This window comes from Paenibacillus hebaui (assembly GCF_051934385.1).
Classification (GTDB): Bacteria; Bacillota; Bacilli; order Paenibacillales; family Paenibacillaceae; genus Paenibacillus.
On the sequence record NZ_CP196836.1, the window covers coordinates 3,635,280 to 3,660,309 of the forward strand.

22 protein-coding genes and 2 pseudogenes are annotated in these 25,030 nt (G+C 45.5%); 22 read left to right on the forward strand and 2 right to left on the reverse strand.

All coding sequences use genetic code 11. The features are described from left to right. The first annotated feature begins 4 nt into the window (after window positions 1-4). The 9 genes and pseudogenes from ACR32F_RS15840 to ACR32F_RS15880 all read left to right on the forward strand — a co-directional run bounded on the left by ACR32F_RS15840 (window position 5) and on the right by ACR32F_RS15880 (window position 8,697). The gene (locus ACR32F_RS15840) at window positions 5-520 is read left to right on the forward strand and encodes an isoprenylcysteine carboxylmethyltransferase family protein (RefSeq protein WP_440108568.1); all 516 of its coding nucleotides are present in this window, start codon (window positions 5-7) and stop codon (window positions 518-520) included. A 106-nt stretch (window positions 521-626) separates the two neighbouring features. Further along, window positions 627-1,826 carry a cytochrome P450 gene (locus tag ACR32F_RS15845; protein WP_440108570.1) on the forward strand — a complete coding sequence of 400 codons (1,200 nt, stop codon included), beginning with the start codon at window positions 627-629 and terminating at the stop codon, window positions 1,824-1,826. A 146-nt stretch (window positions 1,827-1,972) separates the two neighbouring features. Continuing rightward, complete coding sequence (loaP, locus tag ACR32F_RS15850) at window positions 1,973-2,500, forward strand: antiterminator LoaP (protein ID WP_440108572.1); 528 nt, start codon at window positions 1,973-1,975, stop codon at window positions 2,498-2,500. 323 nt (window positions 2,501-2,823) lie between these two features. Next, window positions 2,824-3,519 carry a response regulator transcription factor gene (locus ACR32F_RS15855; protein WP_440108574.1) on the forward strand — a complete coding sequence of 232 codons (696 nt, stop codon included), beginning with the start codon at window positions 2,824-2,826 and terminating at the stop codon, window positions 3,517-3,519. Window positions 3,520-3,521: 2 nt separating this feature from the next. Beyond that, window positions 3,522-4,763 carry an ATP-binding protein gene (locus tag ACR32F_RS15860; RefSeq protein WP_440108576.1) on the forward strand — a complete coding sequence of 414 codons (1,242 nt, stop codon included), beginning with the start codon at window positions 3,522-3,524 and terminating at the stop codon, window positions 4,761-4,763. A 111-nt stretch (window positions 4,764-4,874) separates the two neighbouring features. Further along, window positions 4,875-5,564, forward strand: a complete 690-nt coding sequence (locus ACR32F_RS15865) for an ABC transporter ATP-binding protein (RefSeq protein ID WP_440108578.1) — start codon at window positions 4,875-4,877, stop codon at window positions 5,562-5,564. Further along, complete coding sequence (locus ACR32F_RS15870) at window positions 5,557-8,214, forward strand: ABC transporter permease (protein WP_440108580.1); 2,658 nt, start codon at window positions 5,557-5,559, stop codon at window positions 8,212-8,214. The genes ACR32F_RS15865 and ACR32F_RS15870 overlap by 8 nt, the downstream gene beginning before the upstream one ends. A 2-nt stretch (window positions 8,215-8,216) precedes the next feature. After that, a pseudogene (locus ACR32F_RS15875) lies at window positions 8,217-8,507 on the forward strand (hypothetical protein); the annotation flags it as partial. Between the two features lie 37 nt (window positions 8,508-8,544). Further along, the gene (locus ACR32F_RS15880) at window positions 8,545-8,697 is read left to right on the forward strand and encodes a hypothetical protein (protein WP_440108582.1); all 153 of its coding nucleotides are present in this window, start codon (window positions 8,545-8,547) and stop codon (window positions 8,695-8,697) included. 204 nt (window positions 8,698-8,901) lie between these two features. Here the strand turns inward: ACR32F_RS15880 and ACR32F_RS15885 are convergent, their stop codons facing one another. Further along, window positions 8,902-9,279, reverse strand: a complete 378-nt coding sequence (locus ACR32F_RS15885; protein ID WP_440108584.1) for a winged helix-turn-helix transcriptional regulator — start codon at window positions 9,277-9,279, stop codon at window positions 8,902-8,904. Window positions 9,280-9,572: 293 nt separating this feature from the next. Between ACR32F_RS15885 and ACR32F_RS15890 the strand changes: the two genes are divergently transcribed. The 8 genes and pseudogenes from ACR32F_RS15890 (at window position 9,573) to ACR32F_RS15925 (ending at window position 16,457) form a co-directional block, all read left to right on the forward strand. Next, on the forward strand, window positions 9,573-10,487 hold the full coding sequence (locus ACR32F_RS15890; protein WP_440108586.1) for a DsbA family protein: 915 nt from the start codon (window positions 9,573-9,575) through the stop codon (window positions 10,485-10,487). 18 nt (window positions 10,488-10,505) lie between these two features. Next, window positions 10,506-10,808, forward strand: coding sequence for a monooxygenase (locus ACR32F_RS15895; RefSeq protein WP_440108588.1), 303 nt, complete (start codon window positions 10,506-10,508; stop codon window positions 10,806-10,808). Window positions 10,809-11,491: 683 nt separating this feature from the next. After that, window positions 11,492-11,851, forward strand: coding sequence for an ArsR/SmtB family transcription factor (locus ACR32F_RS15900; protein WP_440119895.1), 360 nt, complete (start codon window positions 11,492-11,494; stop codon window positions 11,849-11,851). Window positions 11,852-11,875: 24 nt separating this feature from the next. Next, window positions 11,876-12,739, forward strand: coding sequence for an aldo/keto reductase (locus tag ACR32F_RS15905; protein WP_440108590.1), 864 nt, complete (start codon window positions 11,876-11,878; stop codon window positions 12,737-12,739). A 255-nt stretch (window positions 12,740-12,994) separates the two neighbouring features. Next, the gene (locus ACR32F_RS15910; RefSeq protein WP_440108592.1) at window positions 12,995-13,564 is read left to right on the forward strand and encodes a Crp/Fnr family transcriptional regulator; all 570 of its coding nucleotides are present in this window, start codon (window positions 12,995-12,997) and stop codon (window positions 13,562-13,564) included. Between the two features lie 87 nt (window positions 13,565-13,651). Then, window positions 13,652-13,996: a darcynin family protein gene (locus ACR32F_RS15915; RefSeq protein ID WP_440108594.1), complete on the forward strand. Its 345-nt coding sequence runs from the start codon at window positions 13,652-13,654 to the stop codon at window positions 13,994-13,996. A 373-nt stretch (window positions 13,997-14,369) separates the two neighbouring features. Then, window positions 14,370-14,825: a DinB family protein gene (locus ACR32F_RS15920; RefSeq protein ID WP_440108596.1), complete on the forward strand. Its 456-nt coding sequence runs from the start codon at window positions 14,370-14,372 to the stop codon at window positions 14,823-14,825. Window positions 14,826-15,036: 211 nt separating this feature from the next. Beyond that, window positions 15,037-16,457, forward strand: a pseudogene (locus ACR32F_RS15925) (family 43 glycosylhydrolase). A 260-nt stretch (window positions 16,458-16,717) separates the two neighbouring features. On the opposite strand, the gene ACR32F_RS15930 reads toward ACR32F_RS15925, so the two are convergent. Continuing rightward, entirely contained in the window at window positions 16,718-17,632 is a 915-nt protein-coding gene (locus ACR32F_RS15930; protein ID WP_440108597.1) for a helix-turn-helix domain-containing protein, read from the reverse strand. Between the two features lie 170 nt (window positions 17,633-17,802). On the opposite strand from ACR32F_RS15930, the gene ACR32F_RS15935 reads away from it, so the two are divergent. The 5 genes from ACR32F_RS15935 to ACR32F_RS15955 all read left to right on the forward strand — a co-directional run bounded on the left by ACR32F_RS15935 (window position 17,803) and on the right by ACR32F_RS15955 (window position 24,654). Continuing rightward, window positions 17,803-18,678 (forward strand): fumarylacetoacetate hydrolase family protein, encoded by an 876-nt coding sequence (locus ACR32F_RS15935; RefSeq protein WP_440108599.1) that lies wholly within the window; start codon window positions 17,803-17,805, stop codon window positions 18,676-18,678. A 21-nt stretch (window positions 18,679-18,699) separates the two neighbouring features. Beyond that, window positions 18,700-20,166 carry an alpha-ketoglutaric semialdehyde dehydrogenase GucD gene (gucD, locus tag ACR32F_RS15940; RefSeq protein WP_440108601.1) on the forward strand — a complete coding sequence of 489 codons (1,467 nt, stop codon included), beginning with the start codon at window positions 18,700-18,702 and terminating at the stop codon, window positions 20,164-20,166. A gap of 16 nt (window positions 20,167-20,182) precedes the next feature. Further along, complete coding sequence (locus tag ACR32F_RS15945; protein ID WP_440108603.1) at window positions 20,183-22,159, forward strand: YjhG/YagF family D-xylonate dehydratase; 1,977 nt, start codon at window positions 20,183-20,185, stop codon at window positions 22,157-22,159. 55 nt (window positions 22,160-22,214) lie between these two features. Continuing rightward, window positions 22,215-23,831, forward strand: coding sequence for a glycoside hydrolase family 43 protein (locus tag ACR32F_RS15950; RefSeq protein ID WP_440108605.1), 1,617 nt, complete (start codon window positions 22,215-22,217; stop codon window positions 23,829-23,831). A 331-nt stretch (window positions 23,832-24,162) separates the two neighbouring features. Then, window positions 24,163-24,654 carry a DinB family protein gene (locus ACR32F_RS15955; RefSeq protein ID WP_440108607.1) on the forward strand — a complete coding sequence of 164 codons (492 nt, stop codon included), beginning with the start codon at window positions 24,163-24,165 and terminating at the stop codon, window positions 24,652-24,654. Window positions 24,655-25,030 lie beyond the last annotated feature (376 nt).

Sequence of the window (25,030 nt, forward strand, 5' to 3'; positions counted from 1 at the left end):
CACCATGTGGATTGGATTTTTGTTAATTATAATCTCACTCATTCGTATACCATCAGTTATTATTGCCATGCGTAACGAGAAAAAGATCGTTGCAGGAGGCGGTACCGAGTACGGCAACCTGAACAGCAAAGTGCTATTTGTGCTGCAAAACCTGATTTATCTGAGCTGCATTGTATACGCATTTATTTACGATGTGCAGTTTAATGCGTTGACCGTAATTGGTCTTGTCGTGTATGTGTTTGCCCTTTGCTGTCTCATCTATGTTATTCGCAAACTCAGCCCTTTTTGGACCTACAAGCTATACATTGCCAGGGACCACAAACTGGTGCAAAGCGCGCTGTTCCGGCTTGTGCGCCATCCCAATTATTACCTGAACATTATTCCCGAGCTTATCGGTTTTGCACTGATTTCTCAAGCCTGGCCTGTATTTGTGCCTTTGTTTATCCTTCATCTCATTACACTGTTCAACCGGATTAATCTCGAGGAAAAAGTGATGAAACAAACGTTCACTCAGTACTAGGAACTGGTTGTAACCTTACGGCAGCTGCTGGCTCTTTCCAATGGCTGTTTGGACCAAACGGGCTGCATCCCCTCTGCACATATGGATATAAAGGAGAGCGATTGGCATGAATATCAAGGAAAGAAGCAGTTTTCCTGATTTGAACTTGGTTACAGGTTTTAAGACCGACGCGGAGAAATATGAGCCATTTGCATGGTACAAAAAAATGCGGCAGGAAGATCCGGTTCATTATAACGAAGCCGAGGATGTCTGGAGTGTATTCAAATACGAGGATGTCAAACGGGTTGCTGAGGATAAGGAGTACTTCTCCAACAAGGTACTTGCTCCACCGATTATTCAGGATACGATCATTTTTCAGGATCAACCCAAGCATACCATCGGCCGCGCGCTGTTAGCCAAAGCATTCACACCAAAAGCGATGTCCTCCTGGGCGTCCAGAATTGATATGATTGTCCAGGAGCTGATGGAATCGATTGAAGGACGCATCGAAATAGATATGGTGCAGGACTTTGCCTCCCCGCTGCCGATGATTGTTATTTCCGAGTTGCTTGGCGTTCCTACAAGCGACCGCGAGCAATTCCGGGACTGGGCAAACACGCTGACTCTGGCACCCCAGGAGAATACGCCCGAAGAATATATGCGCATTTATCAGTTGCAGGCTCAGGCGAGTGCACAGCTTGTGGCTTATTTTCAGGACATCATTGAACTGAAACGTCGTAATCCAGCCGATGATATCATATCTGATCTGACACAGGCGGAGGAAGGCGGGGAGAAGCTGTCTCCCGAATCGCTGATTGCAAGCTGTGTCATGCTGCTTATCGCAGGAAATGAAACCACCACCAGTCTCATCGCCAATTCCATCTATACATTCAATGATTATAAGCTGGTTGAGGAACTGGCGCAGCATCCGCAAACGATCCCATCCGCTGTCGAGGAGATGTTGCGTTACCGCTCTCCGTTGCAGCGCGCGATTCGCAAAGTGCTCAAACGCACAGAGATTGGCGGAAAAGTACTGGAGCCCGGCGACTATGTTGTCAATTGGATCGGTTCGGCGAACCGGGATGAGGACATATTTGAAGAAGCCGATAAGTTTATGCTTGGCAGAAAGAATAATCCCCATTTGGCTCTGGGCAAAGGCATCCATTTCTGCATGGGCTCCCACCTGGCCAGAATGGAAGCCAAAGCGGCGCTGACAGCGATGCTGACTACCTATCCGGGGCTTCAAGTGCATCCCGAATATGAGGTGGACGTCAACCCCAGCAATGTATATGGGCTGAAAAATTTATCCATTCTGCTTCAAGGCTGATCGATCTGTTAGGTGAAAAGACGTAAAAAGTGCCTGGGTTGAACCATGACCTTAGGCACTTTTTATTTACTTAAATGTAATTTATTATAATATTACATAATGAATGGGTTTAAATTCGTCCATAAAAAAAGATCGTGGGAGGATCTATGAACTGGTACAGCTTTTTTGTACGAAGTGGGAGAGAAGAAGAAATCAAACTTTTTATGGATCGATTTTATGCGCTAGAGCACTTGAGTTGTCTGGTGCCCAAACGAATGATTCCTGAACGAAAACAGGGAAAGACTCATCATTGCACCAGAGTATTGTTTCCAGGCTATATTTTTATCCAGACCGGACAGATTCAGGATTTATATTACACCATCAAAGAAACGCCGCATATTTTGTATATGGTCAACGGCGGAATTCACAAGCATGACCTGGCTACCAACTTTTTTACTCCGATTCCCAAGGAACAGATGGACTGGCTCATCCAGCTATGTGGTGCCAACGGAACAATGGGATACTCGGATATCATTCTCGGCGGGGACCAAATGAAAGTAACATCTGGACCACTCCTTGGCAAAGAAGCGTTGATACGAAAAATTGATAAACGCAAGTCAAGAGCCAAAATTGAGGTGCAGTTGCTGGACGAGGTCAAATTGATCGATGTCGGCATCAATGTCTCACTCGCTTGAAATAACTAAATGAGTATTGTCCCAATAACCAAAACCGACTTTTATCTTAGCGTTTGATTGCTTTTTTCTATCTTCCCGATAGCGGATGTCACTCAAAATTCAGTGGGGAACCATGGAGGTTCGATTCCTCCCGCCGGTGTATATCAATAGCCTTGTAAACCGCTTTTGGCGGTGTGCAAGGCTATTTGTATTTTTTGATTAATGTCGAGGGACAAGAAATACAGATTTAGCGTAGAAACTCAAATGATGTATAATGACGCTGGAACCATATTATCAAAATTCAAAAAATTCTAAATTGAAAATAGCATGAGCTGAGGTGCACGATGAATCGGTTATTACTCGTAGAAGATGATGAAAATTTGGTGTTCGGTATTCAATATACATTGTCCAGTGAAGGATATGATGTCGTTGTGGCTGGTAGCTTGAAAGAAGCCCGGCGGGCGTTGCAGGCAGAGTCTATCGATCTGATTTTGTTGGATGTCAATTTGCCTGATGGGTCAGGATATCAACTGTGCAGTGAAATCCGGGTAACGTCGCAGGTGCCCATTATCTTTTTGACAGCTTTGGATGAGGAAGCGAACGTTGTCGCAGGACTTGATCTCGGAGCAGACGACTACGTAACCAAGCCTGTCCGAACCAAAGAACTAATTTCACGGATTAAAGCCGTATTGCGACGCAACAACAAAGGAAAACAAGAAGTAAGCCTATGGACATCCGACAATATTCAGGTACGTATATTAGAAGGAACTGTACTTAAAAACAATACTGAAATTACACTGACGGCACTTGAATATCGACTACTATTGATGTTAATCTCTCATCCCAAACAGATATGCAGCAGAAGTTCAATTCTGAATCATCTCTGGGATCTCTCGGGCGACTTCATTGATGACAACACGCTCTCCGTCCATATCCGCAGGTTAAGAGAGAAAGTCGAAGATATTCCCGCAGCACCACAATATATCGTAACGGTTCGGGGGATCGGATATAAATGGAACGTGGAAGTCATAGGAAAATGAACATGATCGAAGTCCTCCGAAATCCAGAATGGAAATCCATCACCATTAAAGTACTTGGCCTGCAAGTTCTTTTGTCGTTTATGATGTTCTTTTACATGCACCACCAAGTTGAGAGCATCAATACAACCATAGTGAATCAAAATAGCGCCCTAATTGGACATCTGTTGATGAAAGAGCCGCAGTTGGAGAATGAGGTGATTCACTTTATTACCCAAGGAGCTCAAACAGCTGAACTCGCTGAGGGCCAACGCATCCTCGCACAATATGGTTATCAGGCGGATATGCCTTTAGAAGATCAGCCCGCTCTTTCAGGACGAGCATTACCCTTGAAAACAGCGGCTCAAGTATTATTGTTCCTGATCCCACTCATGGTATTGCTTCTATGGGAGTATCGTAAACTTTTCGTGAAAATCAGAACCATTTCCCACGCAGCGGAGCAGGTTGTGGAGAACCAATTCGACAAACAACTGCCTGAGACTGAGGATGGAGATTTCGGCTCGCTAGGCCGAAGCTTCAACGCGATGGCTGGTAGACTAACCAACAGCTTGGAGCTACTCCAACAGGAAAAAACCTTTTTGCGGAATCTGTTATCCGATATTTCCCACCAGCTCAAAACACCCTTGGCTTCCCTCATTGTGTTCAATGAAAATCTGCTGAATGATCCCGGGATGAAAGAAGAAATGAGAATGAAGTTTCTGGAACGAAGTCGGCAGCAGCTTGACCAAATGGAATGGCTCATTATCAGCCTGCTGAAGCTGGCACGGGTCGAAGCGGGTGCCATCAGATTTCGAACAGAAAGGATCAAGCTAAGGGAGCTGATAGAGAGCGCTGTCTATTCGCTTCGGACGGCAGCAGACCAGAAGCGGCAGACCATCACCATCCTCGGTAGTGAAAATGCGTATGTCCAAGCGGATGAAGAATGGCTAAAGGAAGCCGTCATGAACTTGATTAAAAATGCACTGGAACACACCCCTCCAGAGGGGGAGGTCCGAATCAATTTGGAAGAGAACTCACTATTTAATACGATCGTTATCCAAGACAACGGTGAAGGCATTCATCCCGATGATATACCTCACATTTTCAAGCGATTCTATAAAGGCAAGAACCATAACAAGCCTCACAGTATAGGTATTGGTCTGGCTTTGACAAAATCAATCATTGAGGAACAAAATGGGATCATTACAGTTGAGAGCGCGCTTGGAGAAGGGACTACTTTCAGAATTTCGTTTTTCAAAAGGGAATGAAGTGAAGAAGAAGCTTACGAAAATGTAAGCTTCTTCTTCACTTCATCGTAAGCTTCCACACCTATACTAACAATCAAGCAATGTTAATCACACAACTGGAGGTACAACAAGGTGGAAATTTTGAAGACCGATCATTTATGTAAAATATACGGAAGTGCTGAAGCTAGGGTGGAAGCATTGAAAAACGTTAATTTATCCGTCGAAAGAGGAGAATTCGTTGCAATCGTGGGCGCCAGCGGGTCTGGAAAAAGTTCTTTGCTGCATCTGCTCGGAGGAGTTGATCAACCGACAAGTGGCCATGTCATCATTGATGGTATGGACCTGTATTCTCAAAGTGAAAATGAACTCGCTGTGTTCAGAAGACGCAAAATCGGTTTTATTTTTCAGTCGTACAATCTAATCCCGGTGCTATCCACGGAAGAAAATATCAAGTTGCCGATGCTGCTTGAGAATAAAAATGTGGACGAAGGTTATCTCGAGGAATTATTGAGCGTATTGGGACTCAGCGATAGAAGACAGCACCTTCCGTCCCAATTATCAGGCGGTCAACAGCAGCGAACAGCAATTGGGCGCGCTTTGATCAATAAACCATCGATTATTCTGGCTGATGAACCCACGGGCAACCTGGACAGCAAGAACAGTAAAGAAATCGTGGATCTGCTTACCTACTCCGTCAGAAAGTACAATCAAACCTTGATTATGATCACGCATGATTTGAATGTAGCCCAGAGAGCAGACCGTGTTGTAAATATAAAAGATGGCACACTCTTGCAACAAACTGGGGTGAGAGATCGTGAATAAGTATACCAGTCTTACCCAAAAATATTTGCTAGGGCAGAAAAAAAGATCAATACTAACCATCGTCGGCATTATTTTGTCTGTGACACTACTTACAGCCATCGAAACCATTGGCCTCAGCTTCAGAGACAAGGTAGTTCGGCAAACCGTTCAAGAGTATGGGGATTACCATGTTTCTTTTAACGGAATACCCGGAGAAGCCATCTCTAAAGTTGTCAATAATGCATCGGTGGAGAGTGCCGGGATTATTAGTAGGGAAGGATATTCGGTCCTTAGTAAAACGAGTGAGAAAGAGAAGCGAGAAAATCCATTTGCTGCGCCTTATCGGTATTTGAATCTCAAAGGTTATAACACCGATGCGATGAGCAAACTCCAGATCCAGTTGGATGCGGGCAGACTGCCCAGGAATTCGCATGAAGTTATCCTACCGACGTTGAGTCTGGATAGCTTTCCGACGAAACCGAAACTGGGTGATTCGATTAAGCTAAATCTGGGAGAACGGATTGTCGCATCAACAGGGGAGATCAAAAAAATCAATGGTCTGGGAGATCTCGGCTGGGATCAGGATGAAGGTTTTCGACCCCAAACAGAGAGGGAATTTACCGTCGTCGGGTTTAGTAACCCAGGCGCTAAGGCTTCCTGGTCGGCGAACTTCATATTACCGGCCATCACTTACGAAGATAACCAAACGATTGAACCGGATAAAAAATACTTCATTTACGTCAAAATGAAAACGATGGATCAAATCGAGCCAAAGACAAAAGCTATCATTTCATCACTGAATGTTGAGAAAGTGGAACAAGGTTCTGCCGTAAAGCTCGATAGGGCTATCGACATTAAAAATGTTCGGATCGATTACAATAATGAACTGCTCAAGTTATATGGCAAAAGCACCTACGAAGGTGTAAACCATAGCCTACTATACGCATTCGCTGCAATCATCATCATTATTATGGGTTGTACGAGTGCGGTAATTTATAACACGTTTCATATTTCTGTTTTGGAGCGCACTTCCCAATTCGGTATGCTGCGTTGCATAGGAGCTACCCCATCACAAATACGCAAATTAGTGCTCAAAGAGGCGACAATTCTCAGCCTGATTGGCATTCCCGTAGGACTATTCACGGGAACTATCTTTATGAAGCTTCTGTTTTACAACATTAGCTTTTTGGCACTAGGTTTTCTGAATGATATGCAAATGGTCATTTCCCTACCGATTCTGATTATTGCTGGTGTACTTGGACTGCTGACTGTGTATCTTTCTGCCATCGGACCGGCTAGACTGGCAGCCAAGGTATCCCCACTTGAAGCAATAAATGGCTCGGGAAGCACAAAGGTGGACAACGTAACATCCATCCGGAAATCGATGCTGGTGAAAAAGCTGTTTGGTATGGAAGGCCAGTTTGCTAGTCGAAACATACGACGGAATAAAAAACGCTTCCGCATCACAGCCTTTTCCATGGTTGTCAGTATGCTTTTATTTATTGTCTTTAGCGGCTTGGCCGGATTCTTAGGACAGACGTCTCAATCGGGGATCGAGTATTCCTATTCAGTTCAATATGAAGGGAATTCCAAGCGGATCGATGATTCCGTATATTCAGATATTGTCAAAATTGACGCAGTAGAACATGCCTATAAGTTATATAACCATCAAGTGATGGCAATCCTTCCGAAGGATAAAGTCAATCCCAAATACTATGAACTCAGGAAGGGAATGTATTCTGTTGAAGAAGGAGAGGGGTATCGAACTGACAACAATTACCTCCAATCCTACGGAGATAACGGACTCGATGCTCTGAAATCCAAACTAACGGCAGGTACGATCGACAAAGATAAGATGAACCAGGAGAATGGCGTCATTCTCAATCAGAAGTTACGAATCATAACGACGGAGGAAGGCAAACAGATTATCATCGACCAAACCGAGTTTAAGGTTGGGGATCACATCCAAGTACGTACTTTAGAGGGGGGGAATCAAAAATACAAGACACTGACGGTGACTGGAATCGTTGATCAAGGGGTGTTGTCGAAAGATTATAATGAGAGCGCGATGCTTGAACTCATTACGACACCTAAAGTCATAGAGAAAGTTACCGGTAACGATGCGTATTCAAGGATCTTTATTCTTGCGAAAACCGATATTTCCAACAAACCGATCACGGATTACCTCAAGTCTCTAACCGAAAAAGACGCTGGTTACAACTATATGGATAATGTGATAGCGCGTGCAGAGGCCAAAAACGACGCCACCACAGCAAGCATCTTTTTGTATGGTTTTATCGGTGTTATTGTTCTTATTGCATTCCTGAATATATTGAATACCGTTAGCACAAATCTCATTCTTCGAACCAAAGAATTCGCCGTTCTCAAGGCCATTGGCATGACACATAGAAATGTAAGCAAAATGATCTTGCTGGAAGGATTATTTTACGGCTTGTACGCTGCAGTTTACGGCAGCACCCTCGGAACGGTTCTGAGCTATGGTATAGATCGTCTCTTAAGAGGTGTCGTGGATATAGACTGGACGATTCCATGGGGCAGCATTGTTCTTGCTTGTGGAGGTGCCATAGCAACAACGCTCGTTGCTACAGCTTGGCCGATGTATCGATTAAATCAAACGAGTATCGTGGAGGCTTTGAGGAAGGAAACATGAAGTTAGCGATGGAATATAAACGGCGTGAATCGAGTGATGACAGGACACATGGAGGACTCTTTTTGCTCTTCGCGGATGAAGTCCGTGATCTGGACTTCAAGACCGCACTTCAGCAACTTATGAATTTATTTCTCGAAATGGCAGAGTCCAAAACGAAGAAAAACAAAACAGCTGTTCTTTATCAACGACAGGATTGGATCTCTAGTTTACACAGCTATATCAAGGGTTTGTCTAACAATTTTAGCTGCGAAATATCGCCGAATAACAACATTGTGTCTTTGCGGATTAGTTGATTATCTAAACAGTTTCGAACCAGGACTTGAACAACGTTTGGCAACATGGCAGTCGAACAACCCCGATGAGATGACGATTGAGGTCAGTAAGTACCGTGCAAACGAGGGAGCAATCACTTTAAACATGAAACTGGCTTATCAGGAAGGGCAATGGAAAGTTGTTGAATATGGGATGATCAGAGAAAGCTAGGGATCACCTAATTTTAAAGTCAGAAGGGGGGCCTAATTCAAACATATAAGGATCCATATCCGGGAGTACGCATTACTGGTGGCCCTGACCATTTTACTGCTGTGCAAGCATGATGGGTTTGTGTGTGGGGTTACCGTAGTGACTGGATGACAAATTCTATTTTTAAAAATTTGATGAAGCCAGGAACTTTTTCATTGAAAGCCGCTATTTTAGCGGTTTTTTTTGTCTTTTCGGTACAAGTTCTTGTCCCGGTAAGCTGCTCATCATGTTGTCTTGGCCCCAAACGACAATGGATTCAATCAAAGGGACCAGTTTTTTCCCGGAATCGGTGAGTGAGTACTCTACTCTTGGTGGGACTTCATTAAATTGCTCCCTGTGAACAATGCCATAATCAATCAGATCTTTCAAGCAATTGGTGAGCATGGTTCCTGTAATCCCGTGAAGCCTTCTTTTCAGTTCATTGTATCTTATCGTTTCGTTTTCACTCAAAATGGCCAAGATAGGCAAATTCCATTTACCCCCAATGACATTAAACGCATAGGTTGCCGGGCACAATTGGTCAAAATTAAAGTCATATTTCATTGTTATCCTCCAATAGTATACTTTTTTATACTTAGTAAGAAAAAGAATAGTACTTGTTATAATATATCTAAGTTTTATAATTATACTATACAAAGGAAATTCACAAAAGATTATCCCTTTGAAATGAATTAAAAGGAGGGCATTGAGCTTGTTCACGGATTTTGAAGAAATGAGAACCTTCAAACCAGGTCCGCATCACAAAAACACAATTGACCAAATGCTTGATCAGGTGGTTGCTTGGTACGGCGCACTGAAGACATTGAGATAATAAACAAAAAAGGTGGTAAACATGTATGGATAATCAAAATATGGTCTGTGATCTTGAAACCGGTGTATGTGGTGTCGCTGAGGATGATACCATGCAAGAGATTGATCTTACTCAGTCAGCGAAGAAAGTAACTATGTATTATGTTACGGACCCGATCTGTTCGCACTGTTGGGCTCTTGAACCAGTATTGAATCGGTTTGTTGAGGAATATGGTCAATATTTTAAAACGGAAACGCTAATGGGTGGACTTTTGGCAAGTTGGCACGGTTTCTCGGATGGTGGAAATGGGATTCAAAAACCCTCCGATGTTGCGGAGCATTGGAAAGAGGTAGGGGAGCATTCCCGGATGCCAATTGATGGATCACTTTGGTACTCTAATCCCATCCTTTCTTCTTACCCTCCGTCCAGAGTATTTAAAGTCATCCAGCAAAACCATCCTGGAAAAGAGATGGATTTTCTCCGAAACGCTCGTGAAGCTGTCTTTGCCTTCAATCGAAACATTGGGGAAGACAATGTTTTGATCGAAATTGTAAATCAATTGGGGTTGAGCGGTAAGGATATTGTAGAAAAGGCGAGCCAACAATCGGCGCAAAATTTACTGGATGAAGATTTCGAAATGGTTGCGAAACTCGGTGTAAGAGGCTTCCCTACCATTATTCTGGTTAACGAAGAGAACAAAGGAGTCAAAATCGTTGGGGCAAGATCCTTGGAAACTTATCTGGAAGCTCTTCAAAAAGTTCTAAACGAAGATCCTAAACCTAAAAAGAAACCAAGTTTGGCCAAACTGCTTAAACCAGGTCATGTTCTCTTTGCTAAAGAGATTGAGGTAATGTACGATATTGAACAAAGCAAGGTCAAAGCATTCGTTAAGGAAACACTGGCAGAAGACACATATCAACTCAACGAAATCATGAATGAAATGTATCTCAAACGAAACTAAGAAGGAGAGTAGATTAATATGTCTTACATTTTGCAAATCGATTTTAAATTTGATGGTCCTTTTGGAGAAGCAATGTCAATGGAATTCGAGAAGTTGGCGGAAAGCATCAATCTAGAAAAAGGGTTCATTACGAAATTATGGACTGAGAGTGAGGAAAGAAAGGAAGCTGGTGGAATCTATCTTTTCGAAACGAAAGAAGACGCAGAGAACTATCTGAAAATGCATTTAGAAAGATTAAGTGGGTTTGGGGTACAAGAGCCGAACTCAAAAATATTCAAGGTTAATGAGAAGTTATCTCGTATTAACAACGGTGTAAACTAACATATTATGGTCAATGACCTATACCGAAAACGTGGTCCTTTCTTTTTGAAGAATAATCTAGTTCAGATAGCATCTCAGTTTTTTATTTCAGCTATAATCGGAGTTATATATGGATATATGATCATTGATGAAACTATAGGTGGATATATTAATAAAGTATTACCGAGTAATGCTGGACCGGATCTTCATCAATATTTGCCCATTGTGATTACTGTATTTATTTACTCGACCCTAATTCAAAAAAACAAAGGAATTTTCTGGAAAAAGCCTCATTCAGTTGTCTTCATATTTTCATTGCAATACTAAGCTGTGTTTCCTCTCTTTTCGTTTTCCTCTAACGGGCAGGTTGGTTTAACACCTTCTCAACCGGTCCAAGGACTTACCTCTATAAGTAGCAATAACATAACTATACTTCTGTTAAGACGATGAATAGGTAATTGGATTACATAGAGATGAATAGCAAAGTTAAAAAGTTCAATTTATAGAAACCACTCCATTTATCAGGCGTGGCTTCTTCTTTATATACTGATGTAAATTATGTGGTCAAACGCTGCTCATGAGATCCTTTGTCTTAGGATATGGGAAAAACAGGTTCTTGATTTTCTTTCCCAATATGCAACTGAATCGGAGATTGTGGTAGGCTGTATCTGCAGAAGAATTAAACGATTATACGGAAGGGGAAGATTTGCCTGGATCAGGAACTTGCGGCTACTATTGCTATCGAATTCAAGAACAATCAGAAGGTGTTGAACGCGATCGGAGACGAGACCCGGCAAGCCATCCTTATGGCTTTGATTCAAGGGCCGCAAAAACCCGGCATGCGCGTAGGCGAGATCAGGGAGAAAACTCACCTATCCCGCCCAACCGTATCACATCATCTGAAAATATTGAAAGAATCGCAGATTATAAGCGTTCGTAAAGAAGGGACCCTCAACTATTACAGCCTGAACTCCGGAAGCAAGCTGAAATTGTTGAAAAACCTGGTGAACGAAATAGAGAAGGTGCTTGCGCAATGCGAAGAACAACCATCCGAACACGATTAGGAAAAACAGGGAGGGGAGTTGCGAATGAATCGGACAGTCGAAGCGGCAAACGGAGTCAACATTCCTCAACTCGGGTTCGGCCTATATAAGATCAAGGACGGGGAAGCCTTCGAGACGACTGTCGAGGAGGCTATTCGAATTGGTTATCGGCATTTCGATACGGCGAAAATTTACGGTAATGAAGCGGCGTTAGGCCGAGTCATCCAAAAAATCGGCATTCCCCGGGAGGAGTTCTTCATTACCTCCAAAGTGTGGACGACAGATCTCGGCTACCGTGCGACGAAAAAGGCGTTCGAGCAGACTTGCCGGAAGCTGAACGTAACTTATCTCGATATGTATTTGATTCATTTCGCTGGTCCTCATTACGTGGAATCCTGGAAGGCGATGGAAGAGTTATACGGCGAAGGTAAAATCAAAGTTATAGGTGTAGCCAATTTCGAGATCCGGCATCTGGAGCATCTCAAGAAGAATTCCCGTATTTCGCCGATGGTAAATCAGATCGAGACCCATCCGGAATTTCCGCAACATGAATTGCATGATTATATGGTTCCGCATCGGATTCTGCATGAGGCTTGGGGTCCGTTAGGGCAGGGAAGCAAAGCGCTGCTGGAGCACCCGGAGCTGGCCGCAATTGCCCTTCGTCATCAGAAATCGGTTGCACAAGTCATTTTGCGCTGGCATCTGCAACGCGGAATTATTGTCATCCCCAAATCGTCCAATCCTCAAAGGATAAAAGAGAACAACGAAACATTCGACTTTGAGCTGAATGAGAAGGAAATGGAACAAATACGAGGGTTGGACACGGGTAGGAGATATTCCGTAAGCCCGAATGGCTACATGGTTAACCCGATTTATATAAAATTGATGAAGCTATTTATTCGCCGATAACTCCGTTAAAAGTAAAGACCATGTCGTTTTGCACTCCAGGAAACAACGAATGGTGTAGAATTCCAACCAATGGTTTAGCTCAAAAATCACGCCTCGATAGCATCAAAATATAGATCGGCTATAATCAATTTATAAATTAAGGGAGGAAATTTACTGATGTACTTGGAAAGGTTTGTTATGAGTGAGAGATTATTATGTGAAAATTAATTGTATAATACATTAGAAATGTAACCTAGTAAGAGAGAGGAAATCCTTATGCAGCAACATTATCAAATACTTCAGTCCATGGCTTCTCAAGCTTCTATATCCTCTAGAGAGTGGAACTGGTTTGTGAATGCAACGACTGTTAAGCATATTCCAGGTGGAGTTGCGGTTGTTCAATCAGATGATGAAGTAAGTCATGCTTATTTCTGTACGCATGGGTTATTTCGTCTGTATTATACGTTACCTGATGGAAGAGAATATAATGTTGCCTTCACATTGGAAAATGACTTTGCAACATCTTACGGGGCAATGGTAACCGGGTCAACATCAAAGTACACGATCCAGGCTATGGAAGATTCCACAGTAATCGAGATTCCCTATGCTGCCTTAAAGATGTTGATGGATCGGAGTCATATGTGGGAACGATTCGTTAGAACGGCTGTGGAACGACTTTATATCCGAAAAGAAGCACGTGAAAGAGAATTGTTATATCTATCTGCGCTGGAGCGATATCAAGCCTTTTTAGTAAAATATCCAGGTCTGGAGAAGAGGATTCCCCAATATCACATTGCCTCCTACTTAGGTATCTCACCTGTGTCACTAAGTCGAATACTACATTAGAGTGATTAACCTATGTTAATGCCATCCTAGTTCAGGCGCGTTAAAATGGAATCACAACAACCATTACTCAGACGAGGTGACAGAAATATGCGGCAAATGATGATTGTATTATTGGAGTTTTATCCTTCTTGGTTAGCGCTATCGCGTGAAGATCGCAGAAATTATGCGGCGTCATTACAGGAAATTATCAATAAGTATAGTTCAGAAGTTAGTGTGCGATTCTTTGATGCTGAGGCTCTACCAGGTAAAGATTACACTGATTTTGTAGTATGCGAGACTGAAGATATCAAACAATACCACTATATGTGGGAAGAAATCCGTGATTCGGAGCCTTATACCAAAGGATATATGAAAATCAAGGATGTCATTATGGGTTTGGAAAACGCTTTTCAATCCTATGAGACAGAGGTATTACGCATGCCTGTAGAATAAAAAAAGACTGAGATCCTCCTTTTCTAGCCATTACAAAGTAGACCTAATTCTAATATTCTTTGCAGAAAGTGATATTGGGGATTTATTTGGGTCGCGCCTTCAGTAACTAAGTACGTAGAATGGTGGCTAAACGGGATAATAAAGATTTAATTTTAGGATATCACATCGTTTTCGAGATTCTCAGTGGTGATATGACGGAAAAACGATACTGGTGATGGGAACGAGTTAATCCATATGCGTTATACTAACAGAAACGTTAGTGTAAAACTGTAAGGAGTAGTTTGCCGGTTGGCAGCTGCTCCATTTTTCGTTAAGCTAACGAGGAGATCACAGTAGGTTCAAATAATCGATGAGACGAAGAGGGGAAACCGAAATGAAGACGATCAAGTGCATGATGGAACACCTGTACTGGGCGGACGAACGCATCTTAGACGCAATCGAGGAGACTAAGACGAAAAACAAGGACCTTCTGAAGCTGGTTCGGCACGTCGCGGTCGCGGAACGAGTCTGGCTGTCCCGATTGCAGGGCAAGGGCAGCGCACAATATTCGTTGTGGGAGGAAACGGAAGACCTGACGGCGATCCGGACGATGTTCGAAGAAAACGCCGTGCAATATCGCGTCTATATCGAAGGGCTTGAGGAATCCGAGTTGGATGAGATAATTGACTATGCGAACCAGAACGGGGTTCCGTTTCGAACGTCCGTCCGGGACATCCTGTCGCAGGTCATCTTACATGGGCAATATCACCGGGGACAGATCAACCGGGCACTTCGAATTGAATCGGCAGAGCCTGTCCAAGTTGATTACATCACGTTCGCTAGGCTCTAACGGGGCAAGCCCAATAATCACCACTACTACCATGTAGGTTTGTCAAACGGACCATGCAAAATACTCGAGTGTGGATTATTTCATCGTCATCGCTAATAAATATTGTTAGAATAGAAAAATGTGTAAACGCTTTAATTTCTTTCTATTATACGGCTTTATTTTTATAAATTAATAAATTGCCTAATTACTTTTTACGAGGAGTGTAGCTTGAATGAAAAAACAAGGGTTAAATCCATACCTTCCATCCTGGGAGTATGTCCCTGATAGTGAACCTTATGTATTTGACGGCAGAGTTTATGTGTATGGTTCGCATGACCGGTTTAACGGACATGTCTTTTGTTTAAACGACTATGTATGCTGGTCGGCGCCAGTGGACGACCTCGGAAATTGGCGAAATGAAGGTGTAATCTACCGAAAAACAGATGATCCGCTAAATCCGGATGGCAGTATGTGCCTTTATGCGCCAGACGTTACGTTAGGTCCTGACGGACGGTATTATCTTTATTATGTGCTGGATAAAGTGCCGGTTGTTTCTGTGGCTGTATGCGATATACCTGCGGGCAAATACGAATTCTATGGTTACGTAAAATCTGCCGATGGCACTCGACTGGGAGAAAGAGACGGGGACGAGCCACAATTCGATCCCGGTGTGTTGACCGAAGGGGAGCATACGTATCTGTATACCGGCTTCTGTGCGCCCGGAGATAAATCGAGACATGGCGCGATGGCGACGGTACTTGGTGCGGACATGCTGACGATTGTGGAGGAACCCGTATTCGTAGCACCGAGCCAACCATACAGCGATGGCAGTGGATTTGAGGGTCATGAATTTTTTGAGGCACCTTCCATCCGGAAAAGAGGGGACATCTACTATTTGGTGTATTCCTCTATCGTCATGCATGAATTATGTTATGCTACCAGTCTATATCCAAACAAAGCGTTTGAATATCAGGGCGTGATCGTAAGCAACTGCGATCTTCATATCGACTCTTATAAACCGGCTGACAAGCCGATGTATTATGGCGGCAATAACCATGGCAGCATTAACGAAATGAACGGGGACTGGTATATTTTTTATCACCGCCATACAAACGGGGACGCATTCAACCGTCAAGGCTGCATCGAACGGATCTCTTTTGATGAGGACGGTACCATTCCTCAGGCGGAAATGACCTCCTGCGGTCTGAATGGGGGCCTCTTGAAGGAAAAGGGGAGTATCCTGCGTACCTTGCATGCAATCTTTTTACTAAAGATAATCAAATGTATACAGGAGGTTTCGGAGCGGGAGCGTGGCTGGACAGCCGCTTTCCGAAAATTACCCAGGATGGAAGAGACGGCGATGAAGAGAACGGATATATATCCAATATGGTCGAATCAGCAACGGCTGGTTTTAAATATTTCGATTGCAACGGAATCCGTCAGGTCACGATTAAGGTGCGCGGATATTGTAATGGAGTTTTCGAGGTCAAAACCGCATGGGACGGTCCTGTTCTGGGAATGATCCCCGTACATTTTACAAATGATTGGAAAAAATATACGGCCGAGATTACCGTTCCAGACGGCAGACAGGCTTTGTATTTTACATACAGGGGAGCGGGAGGCGCGAGCTTGGCCTCATTTACATTAGAATAAATGGCTGAACAGATTCGGCCAGTGTAAAGCCAAAGCAGCTTCTGGTAATCCAGCAGCTGCTTATTTAATGTGAACATCGACTGTACAAAAAGAGTGGTGCATTTCCGAAAATAATGATAACGCTTTCCTGGAAATATTCGCTTGTTCTTAGAATTACAACTTATTCTCGGGGACTCAAAATGGTTAAGCGCCCGAGAGGTTCAGGAACGCTACTGAATCTCCTGCTTACAAGCTTATCGGTATGAAAAGGAATCCTTCAATCATCCAGGATGATCGGCTGATGCTGCCGCCTGCTGGGAATGGCTGCGAAATTCGCTCGGCGCGATGCCTGTCCACCGCTTGAACTGACGGCTGAAATGCGCATTGGTCTTATACCCCAACATCATCGCAATATGGTCAATGTTTAGGTCTGTTTGCTTTAACAGCCGCTGTGCTTCGTTCAGAAGGGTTTCTGATAAAAACTTGCGCGGTGCTGTGCCGTATACCTGCCGAAAGATCCGATTGACCTGCGACGGGCTAATGTTCAGCGACTTGGCAATGTCTTGGATCCAGGTTCGCTCGCTCTCCCGAATTTCACCATGAAGGTGGATATATCTTACGGAATCCTCAATGTGCTCAGCAATTTGATGGGCGATGGCTTCTTTTCTGGATAAGGTAACGGATGCGTTCTGAGATAACTGGCCGACCAAGGAGCCGAGCAGTTCGAATACGGCGGCATGAACCTTCATCTGTTTGGAGGAAGACAGCGAGATGGACAAGTGCTCTGTGGCCAGATCATACAGTGTAGACAGTGAAGAAGACAATCCAAGAGCTAAATCCGAATCTGCCGGATAATAAATGTCCTTGCAGCGGTTGAGTTCTCTGCAAAAGGAAGTATCGTGTACGCTGAAATGAACGGAAAAGTAAGTGAAGCCCTGCGGTCCGGCACCGGTGCAGGAATGGGTTACACCAGGGCGTATGAACAGAAGGTCTCCAACGGACTGACTGTGCAACTGTCCGTTAACCACCATGTTCATCTGACCGTCCATCATCCAGTGAATTTCATACATAGAATGCTCATGGGATGGATAAGTCCAGCTTGAATCTACTTTTCTTGCATGCAGCCCCAGTAATTGAAAAGACATGCGAACATCGGGCAGACGACCTAAATACACGGCTTCTGAAAGCTTGGTCACAGCAACCTCCTCGAAATGTTCTGTATTCCAAATACGTATAGATTCATCTTAACAGAAAAAAAATGCGTGAAAAGGGTAAATCGTCGGAGTGATTAGAACATCGTCATGAACCATAGCTGGTGCTATGGTAGTATTATCAACCCGATGGGGAAGAATGGGGGCAAGCTTGAATGAGAATTATTCGATTTCTGGATGGACAACAGAAGTGGCTGGCAGCAGTTACGGATGATGAAAAAGCCTATCGTTTGCCACAAGCAGATTTTATGACTTTGATCTATCAAGCGAGAGAGCGGGGAATTTCTCCAGTTCAACTAGTTGAAAGCGCTTTTAATCCATTGAATGAGCTGACTAACGATTGGACTTCCCTACACCTTATCACTCCAGTGGAAGCTCCGGAAGTATGGGCGGCGGGTGTTACTTATCAGCGGAGCCGGGAAGCGCGAAATTATGAAGCCACGGATGGAAAGTTGGATGCAAAGACCTTTTACGATAAGGTTTATGATGCAGAAAGACCAGAGATCTTTTTTAAATCCACAGCAGCCCGGACCGTTGGACCGAATGAGGCTGTCACACTTCGCAGCGATTCCACTTGGCAGATCCCGGAGCCTGAGCTGGGATTAGTGCTTTCCGCTGATGGCAGCATTGTAGGATACATCGTCGGCAATGACATGAGTTGCCGCGATATCGAAGGAGAAAACCCGCTGTATCTGCCACAAGCAAAAATATGGCGCAATTCCTGTTCCATAGGTCCGGCTATTCGACTAGCGGAAACGGTGCAGAATCCGTATGAGTTCAGCATCGTCTGCGAGATATATCGCGATGGAGTAATGGTTGTTAAGAGTGAGGCGAGTACGAGTGAATTAAACCGAAAGCTGGATGAACTGGTCTCCTTTCTGGCAAGAGACAACGATTTGTTTGACGGTACAGTACTTTTGACAGGTACAAGCATAGTACCACCCAATGATTTTACGCTTGAACCGGGGGACCGCATTGAAATATCTATTAGTGATATCGGAACACTCATCAATCCTGTCATATCAAACTAGTTTATAAGGAGGATGAATGCGATGACCGCATTTCAGGTAGAGCAGACATACAGGAATTATATTAATGGAGAATGGGTGAAGGCTGCATCCGGAGAAACCGAACCCAGCATAAATCCGGCGAATCGGAATGAGGTAGTGGGGCATGTACCAAACTCTGGCGCAGAGGATCTGAACCGTGCTGTCGCAGCGGCGAAGGAAGCAGCAAGAGATTGGCGGAGGTTAACGGGTGCGGAACGCGGTAACTATCTATTTCAGGCAGCAAACGTACTGGAACGCCGGGCCGATGAGGTTGCGGAGGCGATGACAAGGGAAATGGGCAAAACGCTCCCAGAAGCCAAAGGAGAGACGATGCGCGGAGTCGCGATCTTAAGGTATTACGCCGGAGAAGGGATGCGAAAAACCGGCGATGTCATTCCTTCGACGGATAGCGAAGCCTTGATGTTTACGACCCGCGTACCGCTTGGCGTTGTGGGCGTTATTGCTCCGTGGAACTTTCCTGTAGCAATTCCGATTTGGAAGACGGCTCCCGCCTTAATTTATGGCAATACAGTTGTGTTAAAGCCAGCACAGGAAACAGCGGTCACAGCGGCAAAAATGATGGAATGCTTTGAGGAGGCGGGTATTCCGGCAGGCGTTCTTAATCTGATATGCGGCAAGGGCTCGGTGATTGGATCTGCACTTGCTGAGCATCCAGATGTCAACGGGATTACATTCACAGGTTCCAATGAAGTTGGTAAGCGGGTCGGCGCCGCAGCACTGGGACGAGGGGCCAAGTATCAACTTGAAATGGGCGGAAAAAACCCGATTATCATCGCAGCAGACGCTGATTTGGATTTAGCTGTCGAGGGCACCATCAGCGGTGGCTTGAAATCTACCGGCCAAAAATGCACGGCCACCAGCCGGGTCATTATTGAACATAAAGTATATGATGCCTTTAAAGAAAAGCTCCTATCGCAAATCCAGAAGATCCGGCTGGGCGACGGCATGTCTTCCGGAAGCTGGATGGGTCCATGTGCGAACGAAGGACAGCTCAAGACCGTGCTGAGCTATATACAAAAAGGACAAGATGAAGGTGCCGTTCTGCTGGCCGGCGGAAAAAGAGCGGACGGTCCAGGGCTTGAAGAGGGATTTTATGTCCAGCCGACCGTATTTGAAGGTGTCGAGTCGCACATGTCCATAGCCCGGGAAGAGATCTTCGGCCCAGTGCTTGCCTTGATTTCGGTGGATTCCATAGAAGAAGCTATAGAGGCGGCTAATGATAGCGATTACGGCTTGAGTGCTTCCATCTATACACAAAATGTCGGGTCTATGCTGTCTTTCATCCGGGATATGGATGCCGGATTGGTCAGGATTAATGCGGAAACGGCCGGCGTAGAGTTGCAGGCTCCGTTCGGTGGAATGAAGATGTCAAGCTCGCATTCCAGAGAACAGGGGCAAGCGGCCATCGAGTTTTTCACGGCGATCAAAACGGTCTTCGTGAAGTCATAAACTGTAGGAGGCTATCATGTACGAACAGATTATGTCGATTATGGGGGAGCAAGAGTCCAACTGCTTCGATATCATAGCACATGCTCCAGGGGCAGCAGGACGTCTGCCTTTAACCGATGATTTGTTGCGGAATGCTCCAAGCGGCGACTTGTTCGGCATGTCCCAAAATGTTGGAATGGGCTGGAAGCCAGGGGAATTGAATGGAAAACAGTATCTGATCTTAAGTACACAGGGCGGTATCCGCAATGAGGATGGCAGTCCCGCAGCTCTCGGTTACCATACGGGCCACTGGGAGGTCGGCCTGCTGATGAAAGCTGCAGCAGAAGAAATATCAAGCCGCGGAGGAATCCCGTTTGCCGGATATGTCAGCGACCCTTGTGACGGCAGATCACAGGGAACGACCGGCATGTTTGACTCGCTCCCATACCGGAACGATGCCGCTCTAGTGTTTCGCAGACTGATTCGCTCGCTGCCGACGCGTAAAGGCGTGATCGGGGTCGCAACGTGTGACAAAGGTCTACCGGCGATGATGCTCGCACTCGCAGGCATGCCCCAGCTGCCAGGCGTGATCGTACCCGGTGGTGTTACGCTTCCGCCTATCGATGGAGAGGACGCTGGTAAAATTCAGACCATCGGCGCAAGGTACGTCAGCGGAGAACTCTCTCTGGAAATGGCGTCAGAGTTAGGATGCCGGGCTTGTGCTACACCGGGGGGAGGCTGTCAGTTTCTAGGTACCGCGGCAACAGCCCAAGTCGTTGCAGAGGCAATGGGTATGACGGTACCGCATGCCGCGCTTGCACCTTCCGGGCAGCCTATCTGGATTGAAATGGCACGCCAATCCTCACGCGCACTGATCAAGATGGAGTCCCAGGGGATGAGGATGGCTGATATCGTCACAGATGCAGCCATTCGTAATGCCATGACCGTTCATGCCGCATTTGGCGGATCTACCAATCTGCTTCTTCACATACCGGCTATTGCTCATGCAGCCGGTTTAACCGTGCCCACGGTACAGGACTGGATACAGGTCAACAAAAATGTTCCGAGACTGGTTAGTGCCCTGCCGAACGGACCTATCTTCTACCCGACCATTCGGGTTTTTCAGGCCGGAGGCGTCCCAGAGGTCATGCTCCACCTCAGACAGCTTGGCCTGCTGGATGAGTCTGTACCTACAGTAACAGGTACGTCATTGGGCCAAGTACTTGATTGGTGGGAATCGTCGGAACGCCGGTATCTCATGCGAAAGCAATTGAAAGAGAAGGACGGCATTGATCCGAACAGTGTCATCATGAGCGTAGAGCACTCACAGCGTCTTGGGATTTCTTCGACCGTGACCTTTCCAACCGGGAATATCGCGCCGGAAGGCTCTGTAATCAAATCCACATCCATTGACCCTGCTGTGCTGGATGAGCATGGCGTGTATCGTCATCGTGGCAGGGCAAAGGTGTTTACAACCGAACGTGAGGCAATCCATGCGATTAAGACTGGCGGTATTCTGGCCGGCGACGTTGTAGTCCTGCTCGGGCGTGGACCCTCAGGGACCGGGATGGAGGAAACGTATCAGCTTACGTCTGCGCTCAAGCATTTGCCTTTTGGCAAATATGTGTCGCTCATTACGGATGCCCGCTTCTCCGGTGTTTCCACCGGAGCGTGTATTGGCCATGTTGGCCCCGAAGCGCTGGCAGGCGGGCCGATTGGCAAGCTACGGAACGGAGACTTGATTGACATCGTCGTGGATCGCAACACGCTGGAAGGCAGCGTTAACTTTGTAGGAGAAGGGGAGACGGAGGTTTCGCCGGAAGAAGGTACTCACATCCTGGCACAAAGGCCCTTCCATCCGGATATGCGGCCTGACGAAGCTCTGCCGGATGATACCAGGCTGTGGGCTGCGCTGCAATCCGTCAGTGGAGGGACATGGAGAGGAAATGTGTACGATGTAGAGCGGATCATAACCGCCCTGGAAGCCGGCAAAAAAGCGCTGGGATGGTATTGAAATCTTATATTCTGTTGTACTTGTCATTATTTTCATACCGGAGGTTGCTTATATAATGAATATGATCACCAACCCCATTCTTCGCGGTTTTCATCCCGATCCGTCCATATGCCGAGCGGGAGAAGATTATTATATCGCCACTTCCACCTTCGAATGGTTCCCTGGTGTACGGATTCACCATTCCCGGGATCTGGTTCATTGGCGGCCGATCGCTTCTCCGCTGACCCGCATTACACAGTTGAACATGGAAGGAAACATTAACTCTGGAGGCGTATGGGCTCCCTGCCTTAGCTATGACAATGGCGTGTTTTACCTGATCTACACAGATGTTAAAAGCCGGGTAGGTGCTTTTAAAGATACCCACAATTACCTTGTGGCAGCAACAGATATCGAAGGCCCTTGGTCCGAGCCGGTGTATCTGAACAGCAGCGGCTTTGATCCTTCCTTATTTCATGATGAAGACGGACGTAAGTGGCTGGTCAATATGATTTGGGATCACCGTATGGGCAAAAATCGGTTTTCAGGCATCGTTCTCCAGGAATATTCCGTCCGGGAACAAAACATGGTCGGGCCTGCTGTTAACATATTTAAAGGAACAGAATTAGGACTGACGGAAGCGCCACATCTGTATAAGCACAAGGACTATTATTATTTAATAACGGCTGAAGGGGGGACCGGTTATGAGCATGCGGTTACGGCAGCGCGATCCCGTACATTACAAGGCCCTTATGAGGTCGATCCTGCCAATCCGATCCTCACTTCATACGGCAGGCCGGATTTAGATCTGCAAAAGGCTGGTCACGGCAGTCTCGTCGAAACACACACCGGCGAGTGGTACATGGCTCACCTGGTCGGCCGACCCGTCAATCAAAAGTTTTGCATACTTGGGCGTGAGACCGCTCTTCAGCAGTGTACTTGGAACGAAGACGGGTGGCTGCGGCTAGCGAGCGGTGATCGGTATCCCGAGGTTCAGGTGCCCGCACCAAAGATCACGGTACATCCATTTGAACCGGCAGCAGAAATGGACCACTTTGATCAATACGAGCTCCAGAACGATTGGAATACACTTCGTATACCACCCGATCCGACTTGGTTAAGCCTTTCAGAACGTCCCGGATACTTGCGCCTGCGCGGAATGGAGTCAATGAGCTCGACGCACAGGCAAAGCATGGTCGGCCGGAGACTGCAGGCTTATGAGTGTGAAGCAGAGACTTGTCTGGAATTTGCACCGGATCATCCTCAGCAAATGGCAGGATTGATTCTGTATTACGATACCAAAGACTATCTCTATTTACGTGTAACTTATCGTGAAGAGAAGGGGCTGTGCTTGGGAATTATTCAGTCCAAATACGGGATATACGACGAACTGCTGCTGGAGGATATCCCGTTAAAATCAGTGAATAGAATTCGGTTAAAGGTTGTGGTCAATCACGATCGTGCCTGCTTTTATTATGCGTTATATAATGATCCATCCTGGTATAGGGTAGGCGGGTGGCTTGATATCACACATCTGTCAGATGAATCTCCGGAATATATCCGGTTTACAGGAACCTATATCGGTCTTTGTGTACAGGATCTTGGTGGGACCCGGAAACACGCGGATTTTGATTACTTTGTATATAAAGAAACGAACAACCCAACGGTCTACACCGATACGGATATGCTCCCCTGAACGATGACCCTTGTTGTGGACATTTTTAGAAAAGAAACTTTAGGTTGCTAAGTACTTAGAAGATGACTCCTGTATTCATCATTCATCGGGGGTCATCTTTTTTAATGCCCAATAATATCTGCCAGAGTTGATCTTTCATATGGCCGAAGAACGTTTCCATAGAAACATCGTAATTACGAGGATATCGAAGGACAAGAACTTAGTCTCTTTATCGTTAGAAGCATATTTAAATACAATTCAACAGCTATGTCATTAAACTGACGGGTAGAATACTTACAATATATGTTAGTATAGAATAGAGTACATTTCATATAAGTGAGGAGAGGGAAACTTGGTGAAACAACTGATCGTCGGAGACGTTATGCATGAGCTGTCCAGTACACGTCGCATCCTGGAGCGCTTGCCCGAGGAGCATATGACGTGGAAGCCGCATGTGAAATCGATGACGTTAGGCGGGCTGACCACGCACCTGATCAACCTGCTGAACTGGCAAGTGGCGATTTTTTTATACCCAGAGTTGGATCTTTCGACCTTGCCGCCTCGGCGGGAAGCTTTGGAAAGACGCGAAGACGTGCTGGAGGAATTTGACACCAACGTCGTCAAGCTTGAAAAGCTATTAGCCGAATGCGACGAGAAAACGCTTGGCGAGGAATGGACCTTGCGGAACGGCGACCATATCATCCTGTGCCGACCGCGGGCGATCGCGCTTCGCACCTTCGGATTAAGCCACATGGTCCATCACCGGGCACAGATCGGGGTTTATTTGCGGCTTCTCGATATTCCGGTGCCTGGCCTCTACGGTCCCTCAGCCGACGAGGAATAAAATAGAACTAGACTCGCCGAAAAGTCGCAGGATATCGGCATGACCGTCGGTACTCTGCGACTGTTTTTTCGGGACGAACGTTTTCACAAGGCATAGTAAATGGCTTACTTTACCGCTAAGTGGCAATCTGCTCTAGATCAGTTTTTTCATATTAGGACGGGGGAATAAAGAAACTTGAAAAAAAGGTCTTCGGTTCAGAAAGCAAAGTGGTCAGATACAAGAGAAGAACAATATAGAAAAGACAGCCAAAATATCGTATTGGTTTTGGAGATATCTTGGAAACCACAGATAATGCAGTTTTTATAATAAAAAATGGTGAGCATCTAGAGATTGCCAAACCATATAAATCGAAAACATTTTGGTATGAGTCTTGGTT